Consider the following 24,213-nt stretch of genomic DNA (forward strand, 5'->3'; position numbering starts at 1 on the left):
TTCAGCGCCGGACGGGACCGGAACAGCCGTCGATCCGCTTGGCGGGATGGACCACGCCCTTGCCCGGATCGCTGGTCGAGCGGCGCAGGCCCTGCTCGGCCCAGCTGTCGAGATCGTCGAGCCGGTAGACGATCCGGCCACCAAGCTTGCGATAGACCGGCCCGGTGCCAAAGCAGCGATGCTTCTCGAGCGTGCGCGGCGAAAGGCCCAGATGCACGGCGGCATCGGGGGTGCGCAGATAACGCGGGCGGATCGGGGCGGGAACGGCGTCCATGGAATATCTCCGCTTGGGTCTGGTTGCTGCAGCGCAAAGCTGCTGGTTGCGGAGTGAGATGGAGCAAGCTGGCGCGGCGAAGGGAGTGACCAAAGGGAGGCGGCCAAAGCTGTCACCCCCATCAGATCGAGCAATCGAAACCGGGAAAGGTGCGGTAGCCGCCGCGCAATTTCAGTGCTGATCGCAGCAGGCGCAGCACATGGCGTTTTTCGCCTGAGGCCTTCCATTCAGCGCCTCTAAGAAGGCGGGAATTGGGATAGACGAGAGTGAAGGCAAGCTCACGAATGGTGGCACCGGCTTCGCGCGCATCGAGCATCGCCAGCATGTTGGCCAGCCTGCGGCACTGGTAGGTGCTGGGCGAAAAGTGTGGTGACGGCTTCGGCGGCGATCGACCGCCAAGCGCAAGCTGCAGCCGGTTCAGCGCCTCAGACCGCAAGGGTGTGAACTTATCGTCGGGTATGAGGAACGCGGGCGGGTTCATTTGAGCAACGCCCGGCTGCCACAGGCGATAGCGACCCTTTCGTCCTGTCAGAACGTGGTGCACGCCGACGGAACAGGTGCAGCTTTGAACAACGTGCCAATGCGGTTTGTTGACCAGATGTCTGGCAATTTCGGCTCCGTCATAGATGATCGTCGTCCCCAGCACCTCGGGCGACCAATGCGCCGGTTCATCTGTCGCTGATTTTTCGGGATCGCAGGGGAAAGCTCAGGCCCCATCGCCGAGCCAGGCCCTCCCTTTCTTCCTGGGCCTTTGCCGGATCGGCAGCGGCGCGCTGTTCTGTCTTGGCATACTCGCGGGCATAGTCGGGGCTGCGGCGCAGGAATTCCTGCGCGAAATCCGCATGGTCATGGGTCTTGAAGCGCTCGGCATAGTCGGCTGAGCGCCAGGAACCGTCTCCCGACATTGCAACCTCCTTTGGCAGAGGGCAGCTTGGCCAGACTGAAACGTTTGAGAGAATTGAAGAATCGGGAAGTATCCGAATCTTCTCATTGCTGCTCTAGGCAGCGGTACAAGGAAACGCGTGGAATTACCTAGAATTGCACATAGATGAAGTTGGCTCGCAATTAATCCTTCGCGATCAATTGCCTGTAGCCACTACGCGCCATCCATCGTGCGCGCTCGAGATGCGCCGCGTGCATCGCGCGCGCTGCGTCTGGGTCGTCAGCGGGATCGAAGCCAAACACAAGTCGGACAACTTCGCGCCAATCCGCGCCTTCCGCAGCGGCATCAAGCAGGCGCAGATAGCTGACGAAATGCGCTTCATCATAGTCCGTGACATGTTCGGACAGCGGCGGAAGGTCCTGGAAGGCAGGGGTCTCAGTCATGGTCAGCTCGGTTTCGACTCGCTTGCTTTCGGGCTTGCTTTTAGCACGAAATCCTTCGCCAATCTTAGCTATGCCGCTTATCCCCAAACAGGTAATGCGATATTCCAATTGAGGCTAACGGGGCGCACGACAAAAGTCGCTGAGTTTCAAAGCTTTTCGCGAAATCAGCCCATACATACTTTCATTCAGAGTATACTCCGTGGTTAAATACTCTGCAATCCCGCTCACTCGCCAGCATGACCCTGCGCGAGACCTTTGCTGCCAATTTGCGCCGCTATCGAAAAGCGGTCGGCCTGTCGCAGGAAGAACTTGCCCTTCGCGCACAGATCGACCGGACCTATGTCAGCAGCCTTGAGCGCTGTCAGTATGCCGCAACGCTTGATGTGATCGAAAAGCTGGCAGCGGAACTCGGCGTTGATCCTGTGGAATTGCTAGCAACTCCGGACATCGACAAATTATCAACTTAGCAGGGAGTCAGCTTTGGGGCAGCGTAAATAGCGTTCTCGATGGCTGATGTTGGGGTGGGGAGCGGTCAGTCGGTTTGCAGCACCGCGCACGCATAGGCTGACGTAATCATTCATCTATTCAAATCATCTGTCACTTACCGCCGGGCCACCATCACCGGATTTGAAGAACATATACATGCCCGAAGGAATCATGAGCGCCAGCGGGCCCAGCGGTGCATATGTGATCCAGGCGGGTGGCTCTCCGACGATGGCGATCGCGGCGAAATTGGCCAGAACAGCCAGCGTGAAGACCAGGCCGAGCCAGCGATGCCAGACACGCACGGTGCGATTGAAGTTCATAGTTCTTCCAGTCTAATGAAAAGCGACGATCAGTCGATGTTCGATAGGGTTTTCTCAAGCGCATCGAGAAATCGGGGCCACCCTGCCTTTGCGCCGTGGTAAGCCTGGTTGCTGTCGGAGGGGATCTTCGTGTGATCGAGCCGCAGCAAAGTGCCACCATCCTTTGGGGTGAGCGTCCACGTCACTTCGCTGGTCAGGCCGGGTCCATTCCAGGTGTAGGACAGACGCTCTTCAGGCTCGACGGCGAGGACCTCGCCGGTCACCTCGCCCCACTCCGCCGCCATCGCGAAGCTTTTGCCGACCTCTGGCTCGAAATCCGACGGCATAATCCACTCGCCGAGCAATTCCTTTTGCGTCAGCGCTCGCCAAACTTTCTCCGGCGGATGGTCGAGCTGACGCTCGAAATCGAGTGAGCGGTAATCGGTATTGTCGGTCGTCATTGATCCATCCTTTTGAGCAGGTCTTCGAGCGCATCGAGACGCGCGTCCCAGAAACGGCTCATCTCACCAAGCCAGTCGGCGAGCGGTGCAATGCCCTCAGGTCGCGCGCGGCAATGCGTGTTTCGTCCTTCGCGCCGGATCGCCACCAAACGCGCCCGATCGAGCACTATGAGATGTTTAGTAATGGCGGGTTGCGACACCCCTGAGCCCTCTGCCAGTGCGCCCACCGTCAACTCTCCTTCGCGGCAAAGGCGCTCGAAAACAGCTCGCCGGGTCGGATCGGACAAGCTCTTGAATACAGCCGTTTGCATATTCATCGATCATCCCATAACCAGTCAGCTATCGATTTTGAATAACTATCTGGTTATGGGATGTCAATTGGCACGATAGTTTTGGGATGAGACATATGAGAACGACGGTCACGAGCCTGCTGAAGCAGAAGGACTGGCATCAAGAGCGCAAGAAAATGCGCGAGATACTGCTCGATTGCGGGCTGGCGGAAGCCGTCAAATGGAACAAGCTGACCTACACGCATGATGGCGGCAACGTCGCCATCATATACGGCATGGCTGACAGCTGCGCGATTGGCTTTTTCAAAGGCTGCCTGCTTGAGGACAAGGGCGAGAATCTCGTTGCACCCGGCAAGCATTCGAAAGCAATGCGCCGCCTGCATTTCGAAAGTCTCGACGACATCGCAACGCAGGAACAGCTGATCCGCGACACCGTGAGGGAGGCGATTGCATTGGAAGAAGCGGGTGAGGAAGTCGATTTCGACGACCGGGAAGAGATCGAACCGCCCAAGGAACTGGTTGATGCATTTGACGATGATCCGGATTTTAAGGAAGCGTTCGATGCGCTCACAACTGGGCGTCAGCGCGGCTATCTGCTGCATTTCACCGAGGCGAAGAAATTCGAGACACGCAAGCGCCGGATCGAGAAGTGGCGCGGGGCGATCGAACAGGGGAAGGGGATGCATGACCGGTAGCCGTCACCTGTGCCCACGCCGAGATGTCCGCCTCTGAGTAAGTCGCTCGCCTTCTAGAATGACTGCGAATGGGTCGGGAGCCAAATGTCGCCTTTATGCCCTGCAGGGTCAGAAGCGAACCTTTCACGAATGAAGCCCCGCCCGGCGTGTGCCGGGCGGGGCAGCCTTGCGGCGGTTACTCGCCATTGGTCTTGCGGCTGCGGGTCCAGATCAGGCTGAAATTCTCGCCATCATCTTCGGCGAAGAGGTTCGCGTAGATCGGAGCGACAAAGCTTGGATCGTCGAGCTTGACCGACAGGTAGTCGCGGCCTTCCTGGCTCTGTTTGCTCCAGGCCGCACCAATTTCGGCGCGGCCGACGAAGACCCGGTGCGAAGGTGCATTCTCGCTTGCCGCTTCGGTTTCGGCGACGATGCGTACATTCTTCTGCTGCACGCTCATGGTGACGATCTCGCCCTTGTAGCCGGTGCCCGTGGTGGTGAAGTTGCCGATATTGGCCATGATGATATTCCTTTCGCTTTGGTTCGAACCTGCGCCCATCGCAGCCTCGATGGCCATGCAAGGGCGGTTGTGCGGGGCGGGCGCATCCCGGCAGGGAACGCAGCGACAGCGGAGGACGGCAGGGGCGCGGCTATTTTGCTTCGCGATGCAAAGGACGCGTCAGCGACCGGCGGAAAATAGCCGCTCCCGCGCCGTTGCGCCCCGAAGCCCCGCAAGGGCGAAGCCCGTCCGCCGCCAGACACGCCATTGACGAGGCAGCAGGTGGGGCAGGTGACGCCGTGCGAAAACGGCAGATCAGGACACCATTCGGCGCACTTACCTATAGCGGGCTCACATCGGTCAAGCAGTGATCGCCATGTGGGGTGCCGCAGGATCCCGGCATTGCTGTCAGCGAACTTCAGGCTCGCAAGCTGCCCCGCACGCGTTTCGGATCAGTGACCATCGGTGCTGACAGTCAACTGGACCATGCCCGCGCTTGATCGAGGACGAGCCGATTCCGACAATCGTCCCGTCCGGCGAACGGCTTACACCCATGATGGCGGGTTCGGCGATGGGGTAGCGCCACCGCGAACGGCGAGCCAGCGCAGCGCCGCAGCGCTCCCGATCAGTAGAGCTGCCGCAAGGCTCAGCCCCTGGACGATCAGGCCATCGGGGAGCAAAGCAAGGGCAAGACCATGCGCCGCATGATAGCCCGCCACTCCGCCGCACAGGCCGAAGGCAGCAACCGGCACGAGCCGCAAAACAGGGGAGCGCGCACCGGCGAGCAGATGGGCGGCGACCAGCAGCATTGTGGCAGCTGCCAGTCCGGCACTGGCCGCAAGCGGCCAGCCCGCCCCGCTGGCAATAGTCCACCAAGCGACTGTGCCGCCGCACCAGAGCGGCAGAGCGAGGATCGAGAGCGAATAGAGCAGGCGGGCTGCCAGCACGGCAGCGATGAGCACGGTGAGGGCGGCAATGACAATCATGGGGCGTCCTTTCATGGCGAACATTCGCCGGACGCACCTCCCGACCTCCTCCACGGTGCTTTTTTGCAATGCCGAACCAATACAACCATGCGCCCCGATGCACAATGCGGGCGGCGGGGATCATCCCGCTGCCCGCATTTTGAGAAGCGCTGGGTCAGGCCGCGAGCGGATCGGCCTCCGGCGTGTCTTGATGGGCGTCCGAAGCGGGTTCCGCGCCTTCCGCTTCATCCTCCTCGCCTTCGACCAGCCATTCCGCGCGCTTCGCAGCGGTTACGCTCGGCACGCCGCCACGCGATGTATAGGCAGCAGGCGGAAAGGCCATCCAGCGCGGCACCCAGCGCTCGACCTTGGGCCGCTCATTCGCACCGGTCAGATGATCGGAGATGAGGCCTTTGAGGGTCGCACCCTTCTCGGTCGCATTGGCGCTGGCCACAGCTTCGCCGCCGACCTCGCCAAGTAGCGCAACCATCACTTCCTTGTCGCGCAGCAGGCCGAAGAAGGCTTCGTCGGCCTGCCAATGATCGGCCATGCCCACGCCCAGATGCTGGCCGCAATATTCGACAGCCTCGCTGCCGATGGCGAGCGTTTCGGCCATGACCAGTGCCAGCACCTGCATAACCTCGCCATCCTCCAGATTCAAAAGCCGGTGGAGGATCGGAACAAGGTCGCTGCCGTAGCGGTCCTGACACAGCGCCTCGCGGCTTTCCTCGAATCCCAGTAGGTCGAGCATCGCGCGGCGGCGTTCGGCCAAAGCCCTGGTCGCGGGGCTGTTGGCAATGCTGGCGGCAATGGCTTCATTGCGGCTTGCCGTATCGGCGGGCCGGATGCTCCACAGCGGCGAACCGGCAATCGCATGGGCAACCATCACCCGCAGCGCCAGCGTCGGCGCGGTCGAGAGCCGTTCGCTCACCGCCGCATGGCGGTGGAGGTCGATATAGCTTGCCAGCGTCGAGGTCAGTTCGGGCCGTGCGGGCTTGGCGTCCCCGTCTTCGCCGCGCGCGCGGCGCTCCGCCGCCTGCGCTTCGCGGCGGCTGATAAAGCCTTCGTGGAATACAACCTCGCCATTGGCGCGGCACTGGATATAGACGCGCCCGCCCTTGCGCTTGGACGCGTGTTCATACTCCCAACCGGCGAAATGCTCGTTGGGAGGGACGATCACGACATCGGCCCAGCCTGCTTCGAGATAGTCGGCCTTGCGCTGCTCAATCTCGGCCATCTGCGCTGCCCAGAACGCATCGCTGTCGGCAAAATAGCCATCCTCGCCAAACAAATCAGCAACGATCTGGCCGGAATAGGTCTCAAGGTCGAATAGCGCGACACCGGTCGCAATCGACGCACCGCCAAAAAGCCAGCCCTTCAATTGACTGCCGCGCGGAGCATAGGCATCCGCATCCTCGAACAGCGCCAGCCATGCCTTCTGCTGCGCCTTGCTCGCGAGCGTCAGATGGCGGACGGTCGCGGCATCCACTTCCTCGGCGCGGTAGGCTTCGCGGATGCGGGGCAAGAGATCGCCGAGCGCAAGGATGCGCTTCACCTGCAATTCGGTGAGCGCGAAGGTCGCGGCAATGTCCTCGACGCTGCGACCTTCCTTCACGAGGCGAGTGAAGCTTTCCCATTGGGTGACCTCGTCGGGGTCCTGCCGCAGCAGATTCTCGATCATCGAGATTTCGAGCGCTTCGGCATCGTCACCCTCGCCGATCACGATGCAAGGCAGGCTGCGCTCCTCGCCGCTTTCCTTGGCGGCTTCGACGCTCGCGAAATAGCGGCGCTTGCCTGCCAGTATCTCGAAATGATCGGGCTTGCCATTTGCCCGCACGAACAGCGGTGAAAGCACGCCGCGCGCCTTCACCGAAGGCAATATGTCGCGGACATCGGGGGCCTTGCGTCCGCGCCGCATATTGATGGGGGAAACCGAAAGACGGTCCAGCGGAATATGGTCGATCTGCATGATAGTGACTCCTTGAATAATCTCTTGGATAGGGTGGCCCCGCTCTCCGGTCGGGGGGCTTGGAAGGCGGAAGGCGGGGCCGGTGTGTCCCGCATCGAAGGGACAGGTCCGATGCGTGCATCATCCGCCGTTTGGGGCTACGGCGGTGAACGGCTCCGCCCCTGCTCTCCGGCGCGCGCCAGCGCCGCCGCCGCACGGGCCAAATGGTCGGGGTGCTCGGTGATCTGGCCGCAAGCCCGCGCCGCCTCGGCATAGACCGAGAGCTGGTGTTCGGCGGCAAAATGCAGATCGCGCTCAATCCGCAAACCTAGCGGCAGGCGCACCGAGGCGATTTCCGACAGGCTTGCGCCACCCAGTTCGGGAAAACCCAAACCGAGATCGCACAGGCCGAACAGCGTATCGCCGTCACTGTCGAGTTCGGTAAACAGCCAGGTCGCCGCGCCTATCGGATTGAAGAATTTGACGAGCGGCACATGGTCGGCCTCTGAAAGGCTATTGGCCAGCAGGCGCTCGCGCAGGGATTGGGTGAGAAGGTCCATTGCATCCTCTCCGGTCAGAACATTTCGAGCTGGTTGCGGGCATTGGTATCGAACAGCCCGTGATTGGCGGGCCGCTGACCCTTGCGCGGCAGCAGCGGCGCATTGGCGAGAACGCCAAGCCGCTCGCCCAGCGTGACCGGCGCAACGCCGGGAACCAGCGTCTGCGAACCAGCTTCGGTATCCTCGGCTTCGAAAGCGCGCGACGGCGCACTGGGATCGTTTACCCTGCTCATGCCGCCTGCTTCCGTTCGCTCTGCTGACAATGCAGCAGGAACTCGGCGGCCTTGCTCGCCTGACTGGCCGCGCGGAAAATCGCGCGGCTGTCGGCGCGCAGCACTGCCAGCCAACTGCCGAGATAATCCGCGTGGCGTACGGTTGGCTCGATGCCGAGCGCGGCACACAGGAATGCCGAGGCCAGTTCGGCGACCAGTTCTTCGCGCGCATAGGGCGCGGAGCCGAACCGCCCCGTCTGGTCGCGGGCCAACCGCGAGCCATGGCCGGTCCAGTGGCCCAGCTCGTGCAGCGCGGTGCGATAATAGTCGATCTGGTGATGGAAGGCCGGTTGCGGCGGCACCATCACGAAATCGCCCGATGGCGAATAGAAGGCCTGCGCCCCGCCAATGCGAAAGTCTGCACCCGTAGCGGCAATGAGGTCTTCGGCTGCGCGGTGCAATTCGCGTTCGGGCAAAGGCGCTGGCTGCGTCACCAGCCCCTCGGGCAGTCCGTCGCATTGCGCGGCATTGAACACCGTAAAGCGCTTGAGAAACGGTATCGAACGCGCCTCCCCGCCGCTCCCGGCCTGCTCGCGCCCTTGTGCGTCGCGCTCGTCTTTCGGGGTGAAGCGGTCGGCATAGAACACCGTGCGCCCGCGCTCGCCCTTGCGGACGCAGCCGCCTGCGGCCTGCGCTTGGCGAAAGGTCAACCAATCCTGCGAAGGATAGCCACCCTCGATCACCGCGCCCCACAGGATCAGCACATTGATACCCGAGTAAGCCCGCTTGGTCACCGCGTTGCATGGCAGGCCGGGCGAGGCTTTGGCCTTGCTCCACGGCCTGACCCAAGGAAACACGCCGTCCTCAAGCTCGGTTAAGATGGTTTGCGTGACCTCGTCATACAGCGATGCGCGGGAGCCATTCCCGCGCGCGGCGCTGCGCGCCGCCCTTCTACGTCTGCCACCTGCACTGCCCTTTGAAACCTTGCGCGCCATTGCTCGCCTCCCGAACTGCCCAAATCCGCACACCGGCCCCCGGAAGGGGCGGGGTGGGCGGTGACAGCGACCAGAAAGGTGCGGGGCGGTCAGCCGCACCCGCATGACGCAGATGGCTGCCTGTTCAGCCAGTCGAATAAGGGCTGCAATGCAATGGAAGACCCGGTCCCTTCAGGGCCGGGTTGCGGCTGGCCGGACCGTGCCTAGCCGGGAGCGCCGCCCACCCCGCCGCTTTCGCGGGCCACACAAACAACGCCGGCGCGCAGTGTTTGTCGCGTGACTTCCGGGCCGTGAAATGTTCCATTTCACTCGAAATCACGTCCGCGCGCCGTCCGCAGCAACCTGTTCATGCCGTTAGTCGAGGCCGAGCGACCAGCGAGGTTCCCAAGACAAGAAATTCGCACCCTGAATGGAGGCGGGTGCTGCAAGTGCCGGGATCGGCCGCCCCGGCGGGGCCTGTCGTCGGGCAGGCCGATCCTTTTGCAATTGTGAGCTGCAATCAGAGTGCGCGCGGGGCCTATGACAGGAATGCCGCGCCCTCAGGAGCAGGACGCTAGGCCTGCGGGACAGAGCGCGACATCAGCCCCGCTCCGCTTCACGGGGCGTTGCGGGGTGACCCCGCAGAAAGGGTAGGCGGAGACAGCAAAGCGGCTCCGGCTCAGGGGAAGGCTTTCCCCTACTCCAACGCAAAGATCGACCCGTGCCTACCCTTTTGCGTCGGAATCGACCGCTAGGACAAGCTGGATACCAAGCGCCCAAAGTTCCAAGCCGACGGCGGCAGCGAGTGCATCGTCTTCGGAGGGCAAGGCTTTGGTCGGCAGCGGTTCCTTCCCGGTCTCTGGCTGCGGCCGCAGTTTTGCCGCGGTGATTGCGTCCAGTCCCTGACCGGTGGGCGACTGCCGAGCGGAGTGGTCCCGCTCCTCGGCAGGAGCCGCAAGATGCCACTAACAACCGCAAATTATCGCTTCATCTGCCATCCAGCAAATTGCGATTACTTGCCAGCGATTGCCCAAAATTATGAGATAAAGTGCCTTCCGCTTGAACGGCGCTGGTTGTTTGGCGGGATCTGAAGGCCGTTGACGGCGAAGCTCAGAGGTATTAAAGATAGTAATCGCTTACTATCAATGGTGCCAAACTATGCGAACAAAACACCTGCCCGCTGACGAAAGGCGCGCCGTTACGGTTGAAGCTGTCTTGGAGCTGGCGGCCCACCAAAATCCCAGTGACATCACGACCACTGCGATTGCCAGGCACATGGGCGTCACCCAAGGAGCGCTCTTCAGGCACTTTCCGAGCAAGGAAGCCATTCTTGAATCGGTCATGGATTGGGTCGCTGATCGGCTGCTGGCGCGTATCGACAAGGCGGCCCACGGGGCGCCAGGTCCGCTTGAGGCGCTCGACGCCATGTTCATGGCGCATGTCGCGTTCTTCGTAGAGCATCCCGGCGTTCCCCGGATGCTGTTTGGGGAATTGCAGCGAGCTGAAATGACCGCACCCAAGCGTATGGCCCATAAGATGCTGCATCGATACCGGGAGCGGCTCGTCATGGTGATCGAAGATGGCAAAGCCAGCGGTCAGTTATCGCCGGGCATCAACACAGCCTCTGTCAGCACGCTCTTCATCGGCATGATTCAAGGGCTGGTCATGCAGTCGCTACTTGCTGGCGACGTTCAACTTATCCGCAAGGAGGCACCGGGCGTTTTCTCGTTGTTCCGGCTCGCAATCGAGGTCCGTGTATGAATATCACCACCATGCAGCGCAGAAAGGTGGCGCTGATTGCCGTCCTGGTAATCCTCGCCGTGTCGCTGGGCTATGTGGCGCTGCGATCCGGCCCACTGGCACCGGTTGCGGTCACTACTGCCGATGTCGAAAACCGTACATTACGTCCGGCGCTGTTTGGTGTGGGCACGATCGATGCGGAACGGATTTATCATGTCGGGCCGACCTTCGCGGGTCGCGTCAGGCGTCTGACAGTCAACGTCGGGGATCGGGTCGTTGCTGGCCAGCTGATCGGCGAAATGGACCCGGTTGATCTGGATGACCGACTGTCCGCGCAAGTCTCCGCCGTTCGGGGCGCCGAGACTTCCGTCAGCGAGGCAAACGCCCGGCGAACCCATGCCGCAGCCGAAGCAGATCGCTATGAGAGCCTCCTCGAGGCGCGGGCCACCAGCGAAGAAGTGCTGGCCGCCAAGCGTCAGGATCTGGTGGTGGCTGAAGCCGCCGCCGCGACGGCGCGCTCAAATCTGGATCGCATGCGATCGGATTATGCGGGGCTGCAATCCCAACGTGGGAATCTGCGCCTCGTTGCTCCGGCATCCGGGATTGTCACTCTTCGCGAAGTGGAGCCGGGTGCAGCCGTCGCCGGGGGTCAGACTGTCATCGAGATTATCGATCCTGCCAGCCTATGGGTCAATGTCCGTTTCGATCAGGTCAGTTCTGCCGGACTGATGGCAGGTCTGCCGGCCCGCGTGCAACTGCGGTCCCGTGATGGCGAGGTCTTGCGCGGCAGGGTTCTGCGCATCGAGCCGAGGGCCGACGCTGTTACCGAGGAAACGCTGGTCAAAGTGGTCTTCGATACACTTCCTGTGCCCCTGCCCCCCCTTGGCGAATATGTCGAAGTAACGGTGGACCTTGCACCGCTTCCCGATGGGCCGGTCGTGCCCAATGCTGCCGTCCGGCGGCAGGGGGACAGCATCGGGGTCTGGCGGCTGGAGGATGGGGAGCCGGTGTTTGTTCCGGTGACGCCCGGCAAATCCGATCTCGACGGGCAAGTCCAGATCCTGCGCGGGCTGAGCGAAGGCGATACCATCATTGTCTACAGCGAGAGGGAGCTTTCAGTAAGCAGCAGCATCAGTATCGTCGAGCGTATCCCCGGGGTCACGCCGTGATCAGCTTGGCAGGCCGGGACATCCTCCATAGCTGGGGCAAATTTGTCTTTACCGGGTTCGGCCTCGGCCTGCTGATTGGGGTTACGCTGGTGATGGCCGGCGTTTATCGCGGCATGGTCGATGACGGCAAGGCGCTGCTCGACAATAGCGGTGCCGATCTCTGGGTCGTCCAGCGGGACACGCTCGGCCCTTATGCAGAATCATCGAGCATCAGCGATGATCTGTATCGCACGGTGCTGGCCATGCCCGGCGTCGCTCAGGCCGCAAATGTCACCTATCTGACCATGCAGGTCCGCCAGGGTGATAATGATGTCCGCGCTATGGTGGTGGGCATCATTCCTGGTGATGCATGGGGCTCCCCCGGATGGCCACCCTATCTGGTTGACGGCCGGCAGATTACCCGCGGTCATTACGAGGCGGTGGCCGATATCGCCGCTGGTTTCCGCCTGGGTGACGAAATCACCATCCGCCGCAACCGGTACCGGGTTGTGGGCCTGACCCGGCGAATGGTTTCATCCAGCGGCGACCCGATGGTGTTCATTCCGCTGAAGGATGCCCAGGAAGCCCAGTTCCTGAAAGACAATGAAGCAATCTTGCAAAACCGTCGGCGGACCGCGGCCAACCCGGCGTTCAATCGCCCCGGTCAGCCGGATATCCTCGACGCCGTGAATGCCTCACAGGCGAACAGCACGTCGGTCAACGCCATTCTGGTGCGGTTGGCGCCCGGATCCGACGCTGAAGCTGTGGCGCAGTCGATCCGCCGCTGGAAAAGGCTCACAGTCCATACCCGCGCCGAGATGGAGGACATCCTCATCGGCAAGCTCATCGCCACATCGTCCAAGCAGATCGGCATGTTCCTTGCCATTTTGTCCGTCGTCAGCGCTGCGATTGTTGCTTTCATTATCTATTCGCTGACAATGGACAAGATCCGCGAGATTGCCGTGCTCAAGCTAATCGGCACGCGCAATCGGACCATCGCCGGGATGATCCTGCAGCAGGCTCTCGCGCTGGGTGCGATTGGCTTTGCCGTCGGCAAGATCACGGCCACTTTCACCGCACCATACTTCCCCAAATATGTGTTGCTGTTATCGCAGGACGCCATCACCGGCTTCATGGCAGTCTTGGCGATTTGCGCGCTGGCCAGCCTGATCGCGATCCGTATGGCGCTGAAGGTCGATCCCGCCGAAGCGATCGGGGGCTAATGTGACATCCGAAGGCATCCGCATCGAAGGGCTTAGAAAGCGCTACGGCGAAGGCGACACCGCCGTCGATGCGTTGAAGCATGTCGATATGGAGGTTGCGCCCGGAGAAGTGGTCGGCCTCATCGGTCCTTCCGGATCGGGGAAAAGCACACTTCTCAAGAGCCTGGGGGCGGTGATCGATCCGACTGCAGGGCGTATGACCCTGGGCGGAACGGTGATTTACGATGATGGCTGGAAAGTCACCGACCTCAGAGCGCTGCGCAGAGACAAGATCGGGTTCGTGTTTCAGGCGCCTTACCTGATCCCCTTTCTCGATGTGGTCGACAATGTCGCATTGCTGCCAATGCTGGCCGGGCATTCCAATGCGGAATCGCGCGAACGCGCGCTCGATCTGCTGACGGCGCTCGATGTCCATCACCGCGCCGCAGCCATGCCGTCGCAGTTGTCCGGCGGTGAACAGCAGCGCGTCGCCATTGCCCGCGGGCTGATCAATCGCCCACCGGTGATCCTCGCGGACGAGCCGACTGCACCGCTCGATTCCGAACGGGCCATGGCGGTGATGCGGATCCTGCATGAAATGGCCAAAAAATATCAGACTGCCATCATCATCGTGACGCATGACGAAAAAATCATCCCGACATTCAAACGGATTTACCACATTCGGGACGGCGTCACATCCGAAGAAGCGGGTGAAGGGAGGCCAATTTCATGAACCTTGGCAAGGCACGCGCGCTTCACAGGCAATTTTACCCGTCGGTCGCGGCTGCACATGCCGTGTCGATACAGGAGCGGTTATAATGCCCAATCTGGAAATTATGAAGAAAGGCAGGATAACCCGGACGACGGGACGCCAAGCGGCTTTGCGCCTGACCGCTGGTCTGGCTTTGACGGCCTTGCTGGCCGGGTGCGCAGCTGGACCGAACTTTGAACGGCCAGCCCCGCCAACCGTCCAAACCTATTCACCGATTGCTCCCAACGAAGTCGCTACTTCCGCGCCGTCGGGCGTTGATAGTGCGCAGCGCGTTGTGCCCGGTCTTAAGGTGGAAACCGACTGGTGGCGCAGCTTCCAATCGCCTCGTCTCGACGCCTTCATCGCAGAGGCCCTCAGCCAGAGCCCGACACTCGCCGCAGCAGAAGCGACGCTGAGGCAGGCGCAGGAACTTCGCAATGCCCGTGCCGGATCGACGCAGCTTCCCCAGGCGGAACTTGGCGGCACCGCTCAGCGCCAGCGATTCAACCCTGGCAGTCTGGGCCAGGATCTGGATCCTCGTGAGTTCAGCCTGTTCAACACCAACGTATCGGTTGGCTACAATCTCGATCTTGCGGGCGGGAACAGCCGGGCAATCGAGGCGCTCTCGGCGCGCGCAGAAACGCGGCAATTCGAATTGCAGGCAGCCAGATTGACGCTGGCCGGTAATATCGCGACCACCGCCTTTGCCAGAGCGCGGATCGCGGCGCAGCTTGAAATCACCGCATCGCTGATCGAGAATCTTGAGGCCCAGCGTGACATCGCTCGTGAGCGGGTGCGTCTGGGCAATGCCGCGGAGGATGAATTGTTCGCGCTCGAGACGCAGACAGAGCAATTGCGCGCGGAACTTCCCGTTTTCAGGCAACAGCTGGCGGAAACCGAGCATCTCCTGGCCACGCTGGCCGGTCGTGCTCCCGCACAGGGCAGTATCCCCGATTTTACACTCGCCGAATTCACATTGCCGCAGGAACTGCCGCTGGTTGTTCCGTCGGAGCTCGTCCGGCACAGGCCTGATATTCTGGCGGCAGAGGCCACGGTTCATGCTGCGAATGCCGATTACGGCGTCGCGGTCGCCCAAATGTATCCGCAATTGAATCTGAGCGCGACGCTGGGCACGCAGGCGCTCTCAACCGGCGCCCTGTTCGCCGGATCGTCGACCGTCTGGAACATCATCGGCCAGCTGACCCAGACGCTGTTCAATCCCGGCCTCAGCCATGAAAAACGGGCCGCGCTTGCCGCGTTTGATGCCGCTACGGCCAGCTACAAGGTTGTCGTGCTGGACGGCTTACGCGACGTGGCTGACGTTCTTATGGCAGTGGACACCAATGCGCGGGCTCTCGAGGCCCAAGTGAGCGCCGCCGACGCGGCACAAGAATCCTACGCAACGATGCAGCGCCGGTACGAGTTGGGGGCAGCAAGTTATGTTCAGGTGCTGATTGCCGCACATCTGGCACAGCAAGCCAATCTCGCTGTCGTGGCGGCAAGGTCCGAGCGGCTCGCCAACAGCGCTGCGTTCTATGTCGCGATGGGCGGCGGCGAGTCGATCTCAATTGCTGTAGGCGAATAAGCAACACTTGTCCGACGCGCATCGCTGCGAGTCGGACAAGTGTTGGCTTTACTATTCGTCCGCCACGTCGAATCGGAAAGTCGCCAAACGGTCTACCTGAATAAGTTGTTTTTCAATTCCCGCTGCGCCGGCACCAGGTAGTCGCGATAAGTTCATTCGTGCACTGCATGCGCAACCTGCTTTGCCTTACTGTTCGCGCCATCGCTGCCCCTGTCATGCGACATGGCGTTCCCTGAGTCGCGAAACTTCTCTTAATCTGCGAGCCACAGCTCATGACTGTCGATCCGCAGCGTGGTGATCGCGCGCATCGCTTCGCCTCGGGCTTCGGCTTCGATCCTGAAGGCATCATGGACCATACGCTCGCTGAGCAACAGGTCGGCAAGATCAATCTCTCCCAATTCATAGCCCCGCCGCAATCTCTGCAAGGCTGCGGTTTGCGCCTCGACGGTTTCGCGTGAGCGCTGCCATGCGGCGATGCGATATCTAGCCTCGACGACGTCAGCGTTTGCCGTTTCTTCGACATTGTAACGGGCAAGGCTTTCTTCGGCCCTTGCAGCCGATGCGCCTGCCTCGGCCTCACCGGCCAATGCGCGGCGATGCCCGCCTCCCAGCGGAAGCGAGAACGTCAGGCCCGCTCCCGTTTCGGCCCCGCCAAACTCTGAGAATACGCGCACGCCAACCGAGGGGTCGGCCATGCGATCTCTATCCATGCGATCGGCGACAGCAGCCATGCGCCGTGCTTCGGCTTCAGCCGCCGCAATCTCGTGACTGTTGAGAATGACCAGGTCGCGCAGCTGTGCAAGACGCGCCTCGGCAATATCAGGTAGCGGTATTTCCGGCGCATCGACTGGCAGAGGCAGGTTTGGGAAATGCGCTTCGAGCCTTGTCTGCGCCAGAGCCGCCATACCTTGTGAGCGTTCCGCGGCGAGCTGTGCTGCGGCAAGCGCAGCGCGCGCCCGATCGACATCGAGCTGCGCGGCATCGCGCAGTTCCATTCGCCGGGTCACAGCCGCCAGCGAGGCTTCGTAGTTGCTGACTGCCACGCGATCGACGCGGGCCTGCGCCGATGCCGACAACCAATCGAACCAGTAATTGGAAAGCAGGAGCGCTACCTGATGGCGCGCATCTTCTGCCAGATTGGAGGCTGCCTCGATCCCGAATTGTCCTATCTCGCGATCGAGCCTTGCCTTGCCGGGAAGGCGGATCGGGCGGCTGAGTTGCGCATCATACTCGTCGAACTCGCCACCGGTATCGAGGCTGCGACGCGTATAGCTTCCGGTTACTGTGAATTCATGCGGTCCCCTGCGCAAACCCTCCGCGCGGGCGTGGGCAGCTTCGAGCCGGGCACGCGCTGCGACGACCGTTGGATGCTCGTCCAGCGCCATGGTGACGGCATGTTCGTCTGGCAAAGCAGATTGGGCAGCCAATGGCGTGGCGATCAGAAGTAACGGCAAGAGTGCTGGAATCAGACGCATCTCAATCCTCCACCGGATGCAGGGCATCGCCGGCCGCTCGTTCTGCGGCATTCTCGCCAAAGCGTTCGTAAAGGATCGGCAGCAGTATCAAGGTCAGGAGAGTGGCCGACACCAGACCGCCGATGACGACGATGGCGAGCGGTTTCTGGATTTCCGATCCCGGCCCGGTCGCAAACAGTAGTGGAACAAGTCCGAAAGCGGCGATGCTGGCAGTCATCAGAACCGGCCTCAACCGGCGCTCAGCCCCGCGCCGAACGGCTTCCGAAAGCGCCATGCCTTCCTCCCGCAGCTGGCGGAAGTAGGTCACCATAACCAGGCCATTGAGAACCGCGATACCCAGCAGGGCTATGAAGCCAACCGAAGCTGGAACGGAGAGATACTCGCCGGAGGCCGCCAGTGCGATCATGCCCCCGACCACCGCAAAAGGGATGCTACCAGGATCTTGGCGCTCGACCCCGATGCCCTGGGGCAGGAACTGCATCGCCGGTATCGCGGCAGGTTCGGGACTATGGAACCGATCGGACCTATGCATTCCTACCCGCTCACAACAGCCTTTGCGCGTCGATTTGTCTGCCATCGAGCAGCTCTGGTTGGCGATGCGGCGGTGGGGATGCATCCGGTCACGGCACATGGCTTCAACCTGGGGATTGCGAGCGTGCGTCACCTGACAGATGAGATCCTGCCGCTTTTGGAACGCGGCGCGGATCCAGCAAACTCTGCGGCGCTCAGGCGATACGAGCGGCGGCATCGCCGTGAAAGTCTTCCGATCTATCTGGCGACAAACTCGATCGTCGGGCTCTACACGGATGATCGCCTGATCGCGCGCGCCGCGCGCCGCTTCGGCCTCAGAGTTGCGCAGACTCCTCCTGCGCACAAAATCGTGAATCGCATCCTGATTCGCCCACAGGTAAAGGCGCCCCGCTTGCGGTTGCCTGGGATCGGAGGGCGGTTGCGAATGGGCTAAGGTCAGGACCGATAAATTCCGCAGAGCGTGGTTTGTGGCAATTGGCCCAGTTGCGAGGAAAGCTTGCTCGCTGCCCGCGATGGTTGGCCAAAGAGTTCATGCCTGGCGTCACGAGTCTTCTGGGATCAGTTCCTTGAGAAAGCGGGGCTTGGCCCCCGTGATTTGCGCAAGACTAAATTGATCGAGATGAGCGAGGAAGGCCTCCAGTGCCCCGGCCAATGCAGGCTTCAACCCGCAGACCCGTTCCACCACGCAAGTCTCCCTGCCGCCCATGCAGGCGACAAATCCTGTGGTGTTTTCCAAGCTGCGCACCACGTGGCCGATATTTATATCTGACGGAGCGCGTGCCAGACGCACTCCGCCACCGCGTCCGCGCTGCGTTTCGATAAAACCTGCGGCGGCAAGGTCTTGCGCCACCTTGGCGAGGTGGTTGCGCGAGATGTCATAGTGCTCCGCAAGCCAGTCGATCGAAACGACCTCCTCTTTTGCCGCAAGCGCCATCAGCATGCGCAAGGCGTAATCGGTTCGGAGGTTCATCTGCATAAAAAAGGTATATCAGATATTGCTTTTATCACCAAGGCTCTATAATAGGCATCTAAGATGCTTCTTTAAGAGAGTTTGTGATGTCCGCGGTTACCGAAAGATCACGCCAGGAAGTGCACGCTGCAAGAGCTGCAAAACGCGCGCATGCAGAAGCGCAGGGCGTCGACGAACAATTCATCTCGCTTATGGTCGAGCGTTTTTATGACACCATTCGCCAGGATAATCTGCTCGGCCCGATCTTCGCGGAGCGCATTTCCGATTGGCCTGCGCACATGGAGCGGATGAAGACATTCTGGCGTTCCATCCTGTTCAACAGCGGGGAATTTTCAGGCAATCCGATGGCCAAGCACATGGCCATTCCGGGGCTTGAAGACACGCATTTCGTGCGCTGGCTCGAACTCTTCTACACCACCTTGAAAGACCTTGCCCCCCAGCCTGAAGGCGCGGCCCTGGTTGCCCAACGGGCGCGCGCCATCGCCGATAGCCTCCTTACCGGAATTTCCATCCGGCGAGACGGCATCTCCGGATCCAAAGCAGGAAGGAACCTCCCCCATGTTTGAACACCAATCGATAGTGGCTGATCGCGCCACTGACTTCGAGGCTGAAGTCTTTGCCTTGGAACAGACCTTGCAGCCTTTGGCCGCCGCGCCCGTTCCACCGCGAAACCCGGGGTTCCAGTTTCCTCGGCGTGTATGGCTCGCAATGTTCGCGTGCTATGCGATATTCTTCTTTGCCATTGCCGCAGCCACAGGCGGAAGCGGGCATGCACGCTTCGCCATCATCATCTCGGTACTTTATGCCGCCGTCTATTTCGGAGTGGCGAGGATCGGTGCGCGACAGGCCGGGCCAGAGGACATTTCGCCGCTCGATAAGGGCAAGATGCTCGATACTTTTACCGGCTTGATGGACAAGAGAGCCGTATATGGGCAGGTCCTGATTGTGCCGCTCGCTGTCGCACTGTTTGGCATGGCGATACTGGTCATCACACTTTCGATCGGGATCGGAAGTTAGGTATGCGAAACGTTTTGCCGGATGGTGTTGAGAAGTACGCCGAATCACCACTCTTCAACGAGCAAACGGTTCCTGAAAAACTCACCTCGGCACATGATCTGAAAGCCGGGGTCTGGGGCAAACTGTGCGTAATCGACGGGAGCCTCGAATATCACCTTCCGGGTCAAGCGCACCGGAGCCAACTACTCAAAGCAGGTGAGCACGCCGTCATCGAACCGCAGCAGGTGCATTTCGTCAAACCGGTCCGAAACGTCCAGTTCAAGGTTGAATTCTATCGCTAAACCAGGATGCGCCTGACGGCACATTCGCACACACCGCCGCGGATGCGCTTTCAGTCAATAGGGTCGAGAAAGTCCACCTTGCCACTGTCAAGGTGATAGAAGGCTCCGACGACTTTGAGCTTCCCTGTTCGCTGTGGCTCTAGCAGAGCGGGCGACGCTTCTTCCCGTAATTCGCGCACGACGCGCCGGACATTGCTGATCGCAGCAGCATCAACGATATGGTCGGCCCATGGATCCGTTTCGAGCACGGCGGGCAGCAGCGACTGAAGGACCTTGGAGATGTTCCCGGTGAAACTCGCCTTGCCCCGCGCAAGCGAAACGGCTGCATTGAGAGCACCGCAAGCCTCGTGACCCATGACGACGATCAAGGGGACTTGCAGATTCGTCACGGCAAATTCCAGACTGCCAAGCGCGGTCGTGCACAGTGTATTGCCAGCATTGCGAATAATGAATAGCTCACCTAGGCCGCGCTCAAACAGCAGTTCCGGCGGCACCCGCGAATCCGAACAGCTCAGATAGGCGGCAAATGGTCGCTGCGCCGCCGCCAGTTCAAGCCGGCGCATACGGTCCATCGTGGGCTCGTAGGTTGTATCGTCGAGAAACCGCCGATTGCCGTCCTTAAGCAGTTCCAGCGCTTCGTCGGGGGTCAGTTGGGGCGCGTCATCCATCTGCTTAGCCTGCCTTTCCATCGCTTCGCGGTGACAGGTAAATGCCCATATTGCGCAGCAGCCATGGCAGCATCCCGATACAGAGCACGCCCACCGATACCAGCAACGCTTCGGCCAATTCCAGTTGGAGTGCAGCCCCCAACCGGGCGATTGCGGCCAACTGGACGGCACAGAAAGCGAGCCACGCAGGAGCTGTCATCGAGAGGGGCCGACCTGAATGCCCCTGTGTTACGCGGGTTACCATCGCGACAAGTAAACTTCCCGCGAATCCAATCATCAAGGCGTGATCCGGGCCGCGACCCAATGCCAAGGTTGCGGTATCCAGCATGGCAAGCGTAAAGCCCATTGGAGCCCAGGCGAACCCCCAGATCAACACAATCAGAAGTCCTGGTGCGCTTGCCCGCGGCCACCACTTCCACAGCATGGCACCGGTTAGAGCCGCGAGTGCGCCGTTCGCCGAAATCGCCAGCCAGCCAATGTTCAGGAGCTCGCCTGCCAAGCGAGCCAGCAGTGAGATCCAAAGGACAGCGATGAGCCAGTCAGGTCGCCAGCGGGCATAGCCCTCAACCACGTTGCCGGCGAAAAACGGGACCATCCGGTGCGCTACCGTCAGGAATATCGGGAGCAGGAATCCGCCGATTCCAATGCGGTTGGCATAAACCAGAAAATCCGAGGAACTGCCGCTGATAAATGCGATTGCCGAAAGCAGACCGGCAAGGCCTAGCGTCAGACCGGCAAGTGCAGACCATGCGTGCCAGCAGCGAGGCTTTCCCGCTTTCGACCCGGTCCACAGTACGCGAAGGAGGACGAGAAGCGCGATCGCCCAGCCAAGCGCGAACAATCCGAAGCCCGGCAAAAATAAAGCATCAAGACCAGTGCCTAAGGCGACAAGGACGAGCACAGCACCAATAAGAAGCAGGACGCCGACAGAGGCGAATTGGCGCAACGCAAGATCGGGGAGACCGATCCAGCGCGGGAACACCGTGAGCAGAAACCCGAAGATGAAAGGGGCAAGGCCGAGATAGATCATGGCCGGACCGTGCAGCAGGGTGGGCGGCAGGTCGGTGGTTGGGACCCCGGACAGCCCCGCATATAGCTGCGCCAATTGTGCGAGCCACCACATCAGCAGTCCGCCAAAGGCCAGCGACCCGGTCAGGAAGGGCAGCCGATGCGGCGCTGCCAGTAGGATTGACGGGTTCACGAAAGGTCCTTTTCAAATCAGTCCGTGAGCGCCAGCCATTGCGCCCGTGGTGGTTGCCAGCGCAATTACGGACAGGATCCGGTGCGCCTGAACCATGAGGTGAAAATCACGCTCCGGCGTCTTTGAATTGGCCATCCGGCGATGGAGGAAGAGCGGCTCTGCCACGAACAGCATTAGAAAGAATACAAGCCACAGGAAAAACATGGCAGACATCCACCAATAGGCAGACTCGGCAAACCGCCACCACATATCCCCGCGCCAGGTCATCCAGAATCCAGATGCACCGGCCAGCAGTACCCATACCTTGGCCTGAACGGAAAAACCCTGTTCGATCTTGTGAAAGGCATGGAGCCGGTCTGCGGGCGCTTCAGCTCTCGCTATTGCGGGCATGACCACAAAGGTCACGAACCAGACACCGCCGATCCAACCGACAATCGAGACGACATGGAGCACGCGGGCAAAAGTGAAATCATCGATCATCATATATCGCTCCATGGGTGAATTGCGCGTCTGCGACTTTGACAAGGATCAAATACTTTGGCGGGCAGCATCGTATTTGGGCGACCATGAAAACCAAAATCCTCTCGCTCGCCGCCGGCTCGCTTGCCGTTCTCACACCTGCAACTGCAATGGCGCAATCAGGCGATGAGCTCCCCTTCGATCCCTATCTCGATCTGAGATACCGGCTGGAAGTGGTCGATCAGGAAAACCTGTCAGAAGATGCGACCGCTTCGACGCTCAGGATCAGAGGCGGGATCGAAACCGATGAATGGAATGGCCTTAGCGCGCTCGTTGAAGGCGAGGCAGTGGTCAGGATCGGGCCTGAAGATTTCAACGACACTGTCAATGGACGGACGCAGTTTCCGGTCGTCGCGGACCCATCCGATGTGCTGCTCAATCGTGCCTTTGTACGCTGGCGGCCCAACAAATCCGTTGAAGCGGTTGCCGGGCGTCAAGCAGTCAATTTCGACAATCAACGCTGGATCGGTTCAGTTGACTGGCGTCAGAACGACCAGACGTTCGATTTGGCGCAGATCACGGTCAAGCCGATTGAAGGAGCTAGGGTCGATTATTTCCATGCCTGGCGGGTCAATCGCATTTTCGGGCCGGATTCGCCGCAAGGCATCTGGCGAGACAACGACATCCACAACATCCATGCGACCTATGCCATTCCGTCGATCGGCACGGTTTCCGCCTATGGCTATTTTCTCGACATGCCTGACGCGCCTGCCGCCAGTTCGCAAACGCTGGGAGTGCGCCTGACGGGAACGCAGCCGCTGGGCGGCGAGGTCACGTTCCTCTATGCGGCAGAATATGCGAACCAGCGCGATCTCGGATCAAACCTGTCCGACTATTCACTGGATTATCTTCTGATCGAACCCGGAATTTCGGTAAGTGGCTTCACTGCCAAAGCAGGGTTTGAGCGGCTTGAAGGTGACGGCGCTGTTGGCTTGCAAACTCCATTGGCCACGCTCCACGCCTTTAACGGTTGGGCGGATAAATTTCTTGTCACGCCGCCGGATGGTCTGCGCGATCTTTACGGCGATATCAGCTATAAATTCGGCGAAGGCTCTGCGCTGAAAGGCTTGTTGCTGCGCGGTATCGTGCACGATTTCGGCGCGACTGCGACCGATCAGGCTTATGGTCGCGAGCTGAACCTGCTTGCGGTCTATCCAATCAGGAGCAACATCACGCTGCTTGCCAAATTTGCGCACTATGACGCAGATGGTTTCTCGGTCGATACCACCAAGGGTTGGCTGCAGGTGCAGGTTTCTTTCTAGCGAGAGTCACCTGGTACAGGGTCGGGCCGCGCGAACAAGCGTAGGCGCTCACGATTTTCGATTGTGACTTGTGATCCATCGAGCGCCACGCCGTGGTTCTTGAGGGTGCCAAAGGCCCGTGAAAGGTTTTCCGGGGTCATCCCAAGCAGCGATGCAAGCAGGCGCTTTTCGCCAATAAGCTCGAATTGATCGCGATTGCCACGACGGTTGCTGTATTCCAGCAGGCAGTTTCCGAGCCGTTCGGCTGACTGGCGCACTTTCATATCGGCGAGCGCACGGACAAGGTCGCGATATCCCAATGCGAGCTCGTGCATCGCCGCGTGCATCAAGGCGCTGTCCTCCCGGATTGCTTCGCGCAATTGCGCGGCCGGGACAAGCAGAATTCGCGAGGACGCAAGTGTTCTTGCGGACATCAGATACGGCATATCCGTCACCGCAGCGGCGAGAATGTAGCTTGAGATTGGCTCGACAATACGCATCGTGGTGTCGCGCCCCGCCCCTTGGACGAACAGCTCTACCAGCCCGTCGACAAGCACGTGCAGAAAATCGGCATCCTGCCCCGCTTCGAATAGTGTGAGTTGCGGAGGGAAGACCTGCAGATACGATCCGGCAAGCACCAGGTCGCGCTGCTTCTCGGCCATTTCGCGGAATAGCGGAAGCCGGGCGATTTCAGGCTTCTCGCCGATTCTCATAAAAGTCTAATCTCCGATGATATACGCAGGAGGATTAGCGCTCGACTTGATGTTTATCAAGGAGTGGCTTGATCTCTACGGAAGCCTGGCAGCGCACTTGTCATGCGAAGGCAATTTTCCCGCTCCTGCAATCTGCAATTTGATCGATGTCAAAGAGCAAGAGCTCGTGGCTCGGCAGTGAAGCTCCGTCACGCATTCTTGAT

Annotated in this window: 31 protein-coding genes and 1 pseudogene; 12 read left to right on the forward strand and 20 right to left on the reverse strand. The window is 60.6% G+C overall.

The window, feature by feature from the left end; all coding sequences use genetic code 11:
* Nucleotide 1: 1 nt before the first annotated feature.
* From FHR23_RS15200 to FHR23_RS15215, 4 genes are all read right to left on the reverse strand, one after another.
* Entirely contained in the window at nucleotides 2-274 is a 273-nt protein-coding gene (locus tag FHR23_RS15200; RefSeq protein WP_184005706.1) for a helix-turn-helix transcriptional regulator, read from the reverse strand.
* A gap of 121 nt (nucleotides 275-395) precedes the next feature.
* On the reverse strand, nucleotides 396-755 hold the full coding sequence (locus FHR23_RS15205) for a DUF2285 domain-containing protein (protein ID WP_184005708.1): 360 nt from the start codon (nucleotides 753-755) through the stop codon (nucleotides 396-398).
* A gap of 187 nt (nucleotides 756-942) precedes the next feature.
* Nucleotides 943-1,179, reverse strand: a complete 237-nt coding sequence (locus FHR23_RS15210; protein WP_184005710.1) for a transcriptional regulator domain-containing protein — start codon at nucleotides 1,177-1,179, stop codon at nucleotides 943-945.
* Between the two features lie 160 nt (nucleotides 1,180-1,339).
* Nucleotides 1,340-1,708 carry a DNA -binding domain-containing protein gene (locus FHR23_RS15215; protein ID WP_425506380.1) on the reverse strand — a complete coding sequence of 123 codons (369 nt, stop codon included), beginning with the start codon at nucleotides 1,706-1,708 and terminating at the stop codon, nucleotides 1,340-1,342.
* Between the two features lie 128 nt (nucleotides 1,709-1,836).
* Between FHR23_RS15215 and FHR23_RS15220 the strand changes: the two genes are divergently transcribed.
* On the forward strand, nucleotides 1,837-2,067 hold the full coding sequence (locus FHR23_RS15220; protein ID WP_184005712.1) for a helix-turn-helix domain-containing protein: 231 nt from the start codon (nucleotides 1,837-1,839) through the stop codon (nucleotides 2,065-2,067).
* A 123-nt stretch (nucleotides 2,068-2,190) separates the two neighbouring features.
* Here FHR23_RS15220 and FHR23_RS15225 read toward each other — a convergent pair whose 3' ends face one another.
* From FHR23_RS15225 to FHR23_RS15235, 3 genes are read right to left on the reverse strand one after another with little or no spacing between them, the layout of a single operon-like run.
* Nucleotides 2,191-2,406, reverse strand: a complete 216-nt coding sequence (locus tag FHR23_RS15225) for a hypothetical protein (protein ID WP_184005714.1) — start codon at nucleotides 2,404-2,406, stop codon at nucleotides 2,191-2,193.
* A gap of 29 nt (nucleotides 2,407-2,435) precedes the next feature.
* A complete protein-coding gene (locus FHR23_RS15230; protein WP_184005716.1) occupies nucleotides 2,436-2,846 on the reverse strand; it encodes an SRPBCC family protein in 411 nt (136 codons plus the stop codon).
* Nucleotides 2,843-3,163 carry an ArsR/SmtB family transcription factor gene (locus FHR23_RS15235; RefSeq protein WP_221227573.1) on the reverse strand — a complete coding sequence of 107 codons (321 nt, stop codon included), beginning with the start codon at nucleotides 3,161-3,163 and terminating at the stop codon, nucleotides 2,843-2,845. Before FHR23_RS15235 ends, FHR23_RS15230 begins: the two co-directional genes overlap by 4 nt.
* An 89-nt stretch (nucleotides 3,164-3,252) precedes the next feature.
* Between FHR23_RS15235 and FHR23_RS15240 the strand changes: the two genes are divergently transcribed.
* Nucleotides 3,253-3,831, forward strand: coding sequence for a YdeI/OmpD-associated family protein (locus FHR23_RS15240; protein ID WP_184005718.1), 579 nt, complete (start codon nucleotides 3,253-3,255; stop codon nucleotides 3,829-3,831).
* Nucleotides 3,832-4,006: 175 nt separating this feature from the next.
* On the opposite strand, the gene FHR23_RS15245 is transcribed toward FHR23_RS15240, so the two are convergent.
* The 6 genes from FHR23_RS15245 to FHR23_RS15270 all read right to left on the reverse strand — a co-directional run bounded on the left by FHR23_RS15245 (nucleotide 4,007) and on the right by FHR23_RS15270 (nucleotide 8,989).
* Nucleotides 4,007-4,330, reverse strand: coding sequence for a DUF736 domain-containing protein (locus FHR23_RS15245; RefSeq protein WP_184005720.1), 324 nt, complete (start codon nucleotides 4,328-4,330; stop codon nucleotides 4,007-4,009).
* Between the two features lie 524 nt (nucleotides 4,331-4,854).
* A complete protein-coding gene (locus tag FHR23_RS15250) occupies nucleotides 4,855-5,310 on the reverse strand; it encodes a hypothetical protein (RefSeq protein WP_221227574.1) in 456 nt (151 codons plus the stop codon).
* A gap of 139 nt (nucleotides 5,311-5,449) precedes the next feature.
* The gene (locus FHR23_RS15255; protein ID WP_184005724.1) at nucleotides 5,450-7,243 is read right to left on the reverse strand and encodes a ParB/RepB/Spo0J family partition protein; all 1,794 of its coding nucleotides are present in this window, start codon (nucleotides 7,241-7,243) and stop codon (nucleotides 5,450-5,452) included.
* A gap of 137 nt (nucleotides 7,244-7,380) precedes the next feature.
* A complete protein-coding gene (locus FHR23_RS15260; RefSeq protein WP_184005726.1) occupies nucleotides 7,381-7,782 on the reverse strand; it encodes a DUF2958 domain-containing protein in 402 nt (133 codons plus the stop codon).
* Nucleotides 7,783-7,796: 14 nt separating this feature from the next.
* A complete protein-coding gene (locus FHR23_RS15265) occupies nucleotides 7,797-8,015 on the reverse strand; it encodes a hypothetical protein (RefSeq protein ID WP_184005728.1) in 219 nt (72 codons plus the stop codon).
* Nucleotides 8,012-8,989 (reverse strand): ArdC family protein, encoded by a 978-nt coding sequence (locus FHR23_RS15270; RefSeq protein WP_184005730.1) that lies wholly within the window; start codon nucleotides 8,987-8,989, stop codon nucleotides 8,012-8,014. The genes FHR23_RS15265 and FHR23_RS15270 overlap by 4 nt, the downstream gene beginning before the upstream one ends.
* A 1,137-nt stretch (nucleotides 8,990-10,126) precedes the next feature.
* On the opposite strand from FHR23_RS15270, the gene FHR23_RS15275 reads away from it, so the two are divergent.
* From FHR23_RS15275 to FHR23_RS15295, 5 genes are all read left to right on the forward strand, one after another.
* On the forward strand, nucleotides 10,127-10,729 hold the full coding sequence (locus tag FHR23_RS15275; RefSeq protein ID WP_184005732.1) for a TetR/AcrR family transcriptional regulator: 603 nt from the start codon (nucleotides 10,127-10,129) through the stop codon (nucleotides 10,727-10,729).
* Nucleotides 10,726-11,877 carry an efflux RND transporter periplasmic adaptor subunit gene (locus tag FHR23_RS15280; protein WP_184005734.1) on the forward strand — a complete coding sequence of 384 codons (1,152 nt, stop codon included), beginning with the start codon at nucleotides 10,726-10,728 and terminating at the stop codon, nucleotides 11,875-11,877. Before FHR23_RS15275 ends, FHR23_RS15280 begins: the two co-directional genes overlap by 4 nt.
* Nucleotides 11,874-13,079, forward strand: a complete 1,206-nt coding sequence (locus FHR23_RS15285; protein ID WP_184005736.1) for an ABC transporter permease — start codon at nucleotides 11,874-11,876, stop codon at nucleotides 13,077-13,079. Before FHR23_RS15280 ends, FHR23_RS15285 begins: the two co-directional genes overlap by 4 nt.
* A 1-nt stretch (nucleotide 13,080) precedes the next feature.
* Entirely contained in the window at nucleotides 13,081-13,791 is a 711-nt protein-coding gene (locus FHR23_RS15290; RefSeq protein ID WP_184005738.1) for an ATP-binding cassette domain-containing protein, read from the forward strand.
* A gap of 85 nt (nucleotides 13,792-13,876) precedes the next feature.
* The gene (locus FHR23_RS15295; RefSeq protein WP_246359941.1) at nucleotides 13,877-15,394 is read left to right on the forward strand and encodes an efflux transporter outer membrane subunit; all 1,518 of its coding nucleotides are present in this window, start codon (nucleotides 13,877-13,879) and stop codon (nucleotides 15,392-15,394) included.
* Between the two features lie 251 nt (nucleotides 15,395-15,645).
* Here the strand turns inward: FHR23_RS15295 and FHR23_RS15300 are convergent, their stop codons facing one another.
* Both FHR23_RS15300 and FHR23_RS15305 read right to left on the reverse strand, forming a co-directional pair.
* Nucleotides 15,646-16,869 carry a TolC family protein gene (locus tag FHR23_RS15300; RefSeq protein WP_184005740.1) on the reverse strand — a complete coding sequence of 408 codons (1,224 nt, stop codon included), beginning with the start codon at nucleotides 16,867-16,869 and terminating at the stop codon, nucleotides 15,646-15,648.
* A gap of 1 nt (nucleotide 16,870) precedes the next feature.
* Nucleotides 16,871-17,302: pseudogene (locus FHR23_RS15305) on the reverse strand (efflux RND transporter permease subunit); the annotation flags it as partial.
* Nucleotides 17,303-17,311: 9 nt separating this feature from the next.
* Between FHR23_RS15305 and FHR23_RS15310 the strand changes: the two are divergent.
* Nucleotides 17,312-17,833: an FAD-dependent monooxygenase gene (locus tag FHR23_RS15310; protein WP_184005742.1), complete on the forward strand. Its 522-nt coding sequence runs from the start codon at nucleotides 17,312-17,314 to the stop codon at nucleotides 17,831-17,833.
* 108 nt (nucleotides 17,834-17,941) lie between these two features.
* Here the strand turns inward: FHR23_RS15310 and FHR23_RS15315 are convergent, their stop codons facing one another.
* Nucleotides 17,942-18,376, reverse strand: a complete 435-nt coding sequence (locus tag FHR23_RS15315; RefSeq protein WP_184005744.1) for an RrF2 family transcriptional regulator — start codon at nucleotides 18,374-18,376, stop codon at nucleotides 17,942-17,944.
* 80 nt (nucleotides 18,377-18,456) lie between these two features.
* On the opposite strand from FHR23_RS15315, the gene FHR23_RS15320 reads away from it, so the two are divergent.
* Genes FHR23_RS15320 through FHR23_RS15330 form a run of 3 tightly spaced genes read left to right on the forward strand, consistent with a single transcriptional unit; the run spans nucleotide 18,457 to nucleotide 19,668 of the window.
* The gene (locus tag FHR23_RS15320; RefSeq protein WP_184005746.1) at nucleotides 18,457-18,936 is read left to right on the forward strand and encodes a group III truncated hemoglobin; all 480 of its coding nucleotides are present in this window, start codon (nucleotides 18,457-18,459) and stop codon (nucleotides 18,934-18,936) included.
* Nucleotides 18,929-19,387 carry a hypothetical protein gene (locus FHR23_RS15325; protein ID WP_184005748.1) on the forward strand — a complete coding sequence of 153 codons (459 nt, stop codon included), beginning with the start codon at nucleotides 18,929-18,931 and terminating at the stop codon, nucleotides 19,385-19,387. The genes FHR23_RS15320 and FHR23_RS15325 overlap by 8 nt, the downstream gene beginning before the upstream one ends.
* A gap of 2 nt (nucleotides 19,388-19,389) precedes the next feature.
* Nucleotides 19,390-19,668 (forward strand): TehB family protein, encoded by a 279-nt coding sequence (locus FHR23_RS15330; protein WP_184005750.1) that lies wholly within the window; start codon nucleotides 19,390-19,392, stop codon nucleotides 19,666-19,668.
* Nucleotides 19,669-19,718: 50 nt separating this feature from the next.
* Here the strand turns inward: FHR23_RS15330 and FHR23_RS15335 are convergent, their stop codons facing one another.
* From FHR23_RS15335 to FHR23_RS15345, 3 genes are read right to left on the reverse strand one after another with little or no spacing between them, the layout of a single operon-like run.
* The gene (locus tag FHR23_RS15335) at nucleotides 19,719-20,336 is read right to left on the reverse strand and encodes a carbonic anhydrase (RefSeq protein ID WP_221227575.1); all 618 of its coding nucleotides are present in this window, start codon (nucleotides 20,334-20,336) and stop codon (nucleotides 19,719-19,721) included.
* Between the two features lie 4 nt (nucleotides 20,337-20,340).
* Nucleotides 20,341-21,537, reverse strand: coding sequence for an NnrS family protein (locus FHR23_RS15340; RefSeq protein ID WP_184005752.1), 1,197 nt, complete (start codon nucleotides 21,535-21,537; stop codon nucleotides 20,341-20,343).
* A gap of 12 nt (nucleotides 21,538-21,549) precedes the next feature.
* Complete coding sequence (locus tag FHR23_RS15345) at nucleotides 21,550-22,014, reverse strand: hypothetical protein (RefSeq protein ID WP_184005805.1); 465 nt, start codon at nucleotides 22,012-22,014, stop codon at nucleotides 21,550-21,552.
* A 41-nt stretch (nucleotides 22,015-22,055) separates the two neighbouring features.
* Here FHR23_RS15345 and FHR23_RS15350 point away from each other — a divergent pair, with 41 nt between their 5' ends.
* The gene (locus FHR23_RS15350; protein ID WP_184005754.1) at nucleotides 22,056-23,318 is read left to right on the forward strand and encodes an alginate export family protein; all 1,263 of its coding nucleotides are present in this window, start codon (nucleotides 22,056-22,058) and stop codon (nucleotides 23,316-23,318) included.
* Here FHR23_RS15350 and FHR23_RS15355 read toward each other — a convergent pair.
* Entirely contained in the window at nucleotides 23,315-24,010 is a 696-nt protein-coding gene (locus tag FHR23_RS15355; protein WP_184005756.1) for a helix-turn-helix domain-containing protein, read from the reverse strand. The genes FHR23_RS15350 and FHR23_RS15355 overlap by 4 nt on opposite strands.
* Nucleotides 24,011-24,213: the final 203 nt, after the last annotated feature.

This window comes from Stakelama sediminis (assembly GCF_014199335.1).
Classification (GTDB): Bacteria; Pseudomonadota; Alphaproteobacteria; order Sphingomonadales; family Sphingomonadaceae; genus Sphingomonas; species Sphingomonas sediminis.

Bases quoted from the DNA above. Each gene is read 5' to 3' on its own strand.
- FHR23_RS15200 (WP_184005706.1), bottom strand. From the start codon at position 274: ATGGACGCCGTTCCCGCCCCGATCCGCCCGCGTTATCTGCGCACCCCC.
- FHR23_RS15205 (WP_184005708.1), bottom strand. From the start codon at position 755: ATGAACCCGCCCGCGTTCCTCATACCCGACGATAAGTTCACACCCTTG.
- FHR23_RS15210 (WP_184005710.1), bottom strand. From the start codon at position 1,179: ATGTCGGGAGACGGTTCCTGGCGCTCAGCCGACTATGCCGAGCGCTTC.
- FHR23_RS15220 (WP_184005712.1), top strand. From the start codon at position 1,837: ATGACCCTGCGCGAGACCTTTGCTGCCAATTTGCGCCGCTATCGAAAA.
- FHR23_RS15225 (WP_184005714.1), bottom strand. From the start codon at position 2,406: ATGAACTTCAATCGCACCGTGCGTGTCTGGCATCGCTGGCTCGGCCTG.
- FHR23_RS15230 (WP_184005716.1), bottom strand. From the start codon at position 2,846: ATGACGACCGACAATACCGATTACCGCTCACTCGATTTCGAGCGTCAG.
- FHR23_RS15235 (WP_221227573.1), bottom strand. From the start codon at position 3,163: ATGAATATGCAAACGGCTGTATTCAAGAGCTTGTCCGATCCGACCCGG.
- FHR23_RS15240 (WP_184005718.1), top strand. From the start codon at position 3,253: ATGAGAACGACGGTCACGAGCCTGCTGAAGCAGAAGGACTGGCATCAA.
- FHR23_RS15245 (WP_184005720.1), bottom strand. From the start codon at position 4,330: ATGGCCAATATCGGCAACTTCACCACCACGGGCACCGGCTACAAGGGC.
- FHR23_RS15250 (WP_221227574.1), bottom strand. From the start codon at position 5,310: ATGAAAGGACGCCCCATGATTGTCATTGCCGCCCTCACCGTGCTCATC.
- FHR23_RS15255 (WP_184005724.1), bottom strand. From the start codon at position 7,243: ATGCAGATCGACCATATTCCGCTGGACCGTCTTTCGGTTTCCCCCATC.
- FHR23_RS15260 (WP_184005726.1), bottom strand. From the start codon at position 7,782: ATGGACCTTCTCACCCAATCCCTGCGCGAGCGCCTGCTGGCCAATAGC.
- FHR23_RS15265 (WP_184005728.1), bottom strand. From the start codon at position 8,015: ATGAGCAGGGTAAACGATCCCAGTGCGCCGTCGCGCGCTTTCGAAGCC.
- FHR23_RS15270 (WP_184005730.1), bottom strand. From the start codon at position 8,989: ATGGCGCGCAAGGTTTCAAAGGGCAGTGCAGGTGGCAGACGTAGAAGG.
- FHR23_RS15275 (WP_184005732.1), top strand. From the start codon at position 10,127: ATGCGAACAAAACACCTGCCCGCTGACGAAAGGCGCGCCGTTACGGTT.
- FHR23_RS15280 (WP_184005734.1), top strand. From the start codon at position 10,726: ATGAATATCACCACCATGCAGCGCAGAAAGGTGGCGCTGATTGCCGTC.
- FHR23_RS15295 (WP_246359941.1), top strand. From the start codon at position 13,877: ATGCCCAATCTGGAAATTATGAAGAAAGGCAGGATAACCCGGACGACG.
- FHR23_RS15300 (WP_184005740.1), bottom strand. From the start codon at position 16,869: ATGCGTCTGATTCCAGCACTCTTGCCGTTACTTCTGATCGCCACGCCA.
- FHR23_RS15315 (WP_184005744.1), bottom strand. From the start codon at position 18,376: ATGCAGATGAACCTCCGAACCGATTACGCCTTGCGCATGCTGATGGCG.
- FHR23_RS15320 (WP_184005746.1), top strand. From the start codon at position 18,457: ATGTCCGCGGTTACCGAAAGATCACGCCAGGAAGTGCACGCTGCAAGA.
- FHR23_RS15325 (WP_184005748.1), top strand. From the start codon at position 18,929: ATGTTTGAACACCAATCGATAGTGGCTGATCGCGCCACTGACTTCGAG.
- FHR23_RS15330 (WP_184005750.1), top strand. From the start codon at position 19,390: ATGCGAAACGTTTTGCCGGATGGTGTTGAGAAGTACGCCGAATCACCA.
- FHR23_RS15335 (WP_221227575.1), bottom strand. From the start codon at position 20,336: ATGGATGACGCGCCCCAACTGACCCCCGACGAAGCGCTGGAACTGCTT.
- FHR23_RS15355 (WP_184005756.1), bottom strand. From the start codon at position 24,010: ATGAGAATCGGCGAGAAGCCTGAAATCGCCCGGCTTCCGCTATTCCGC.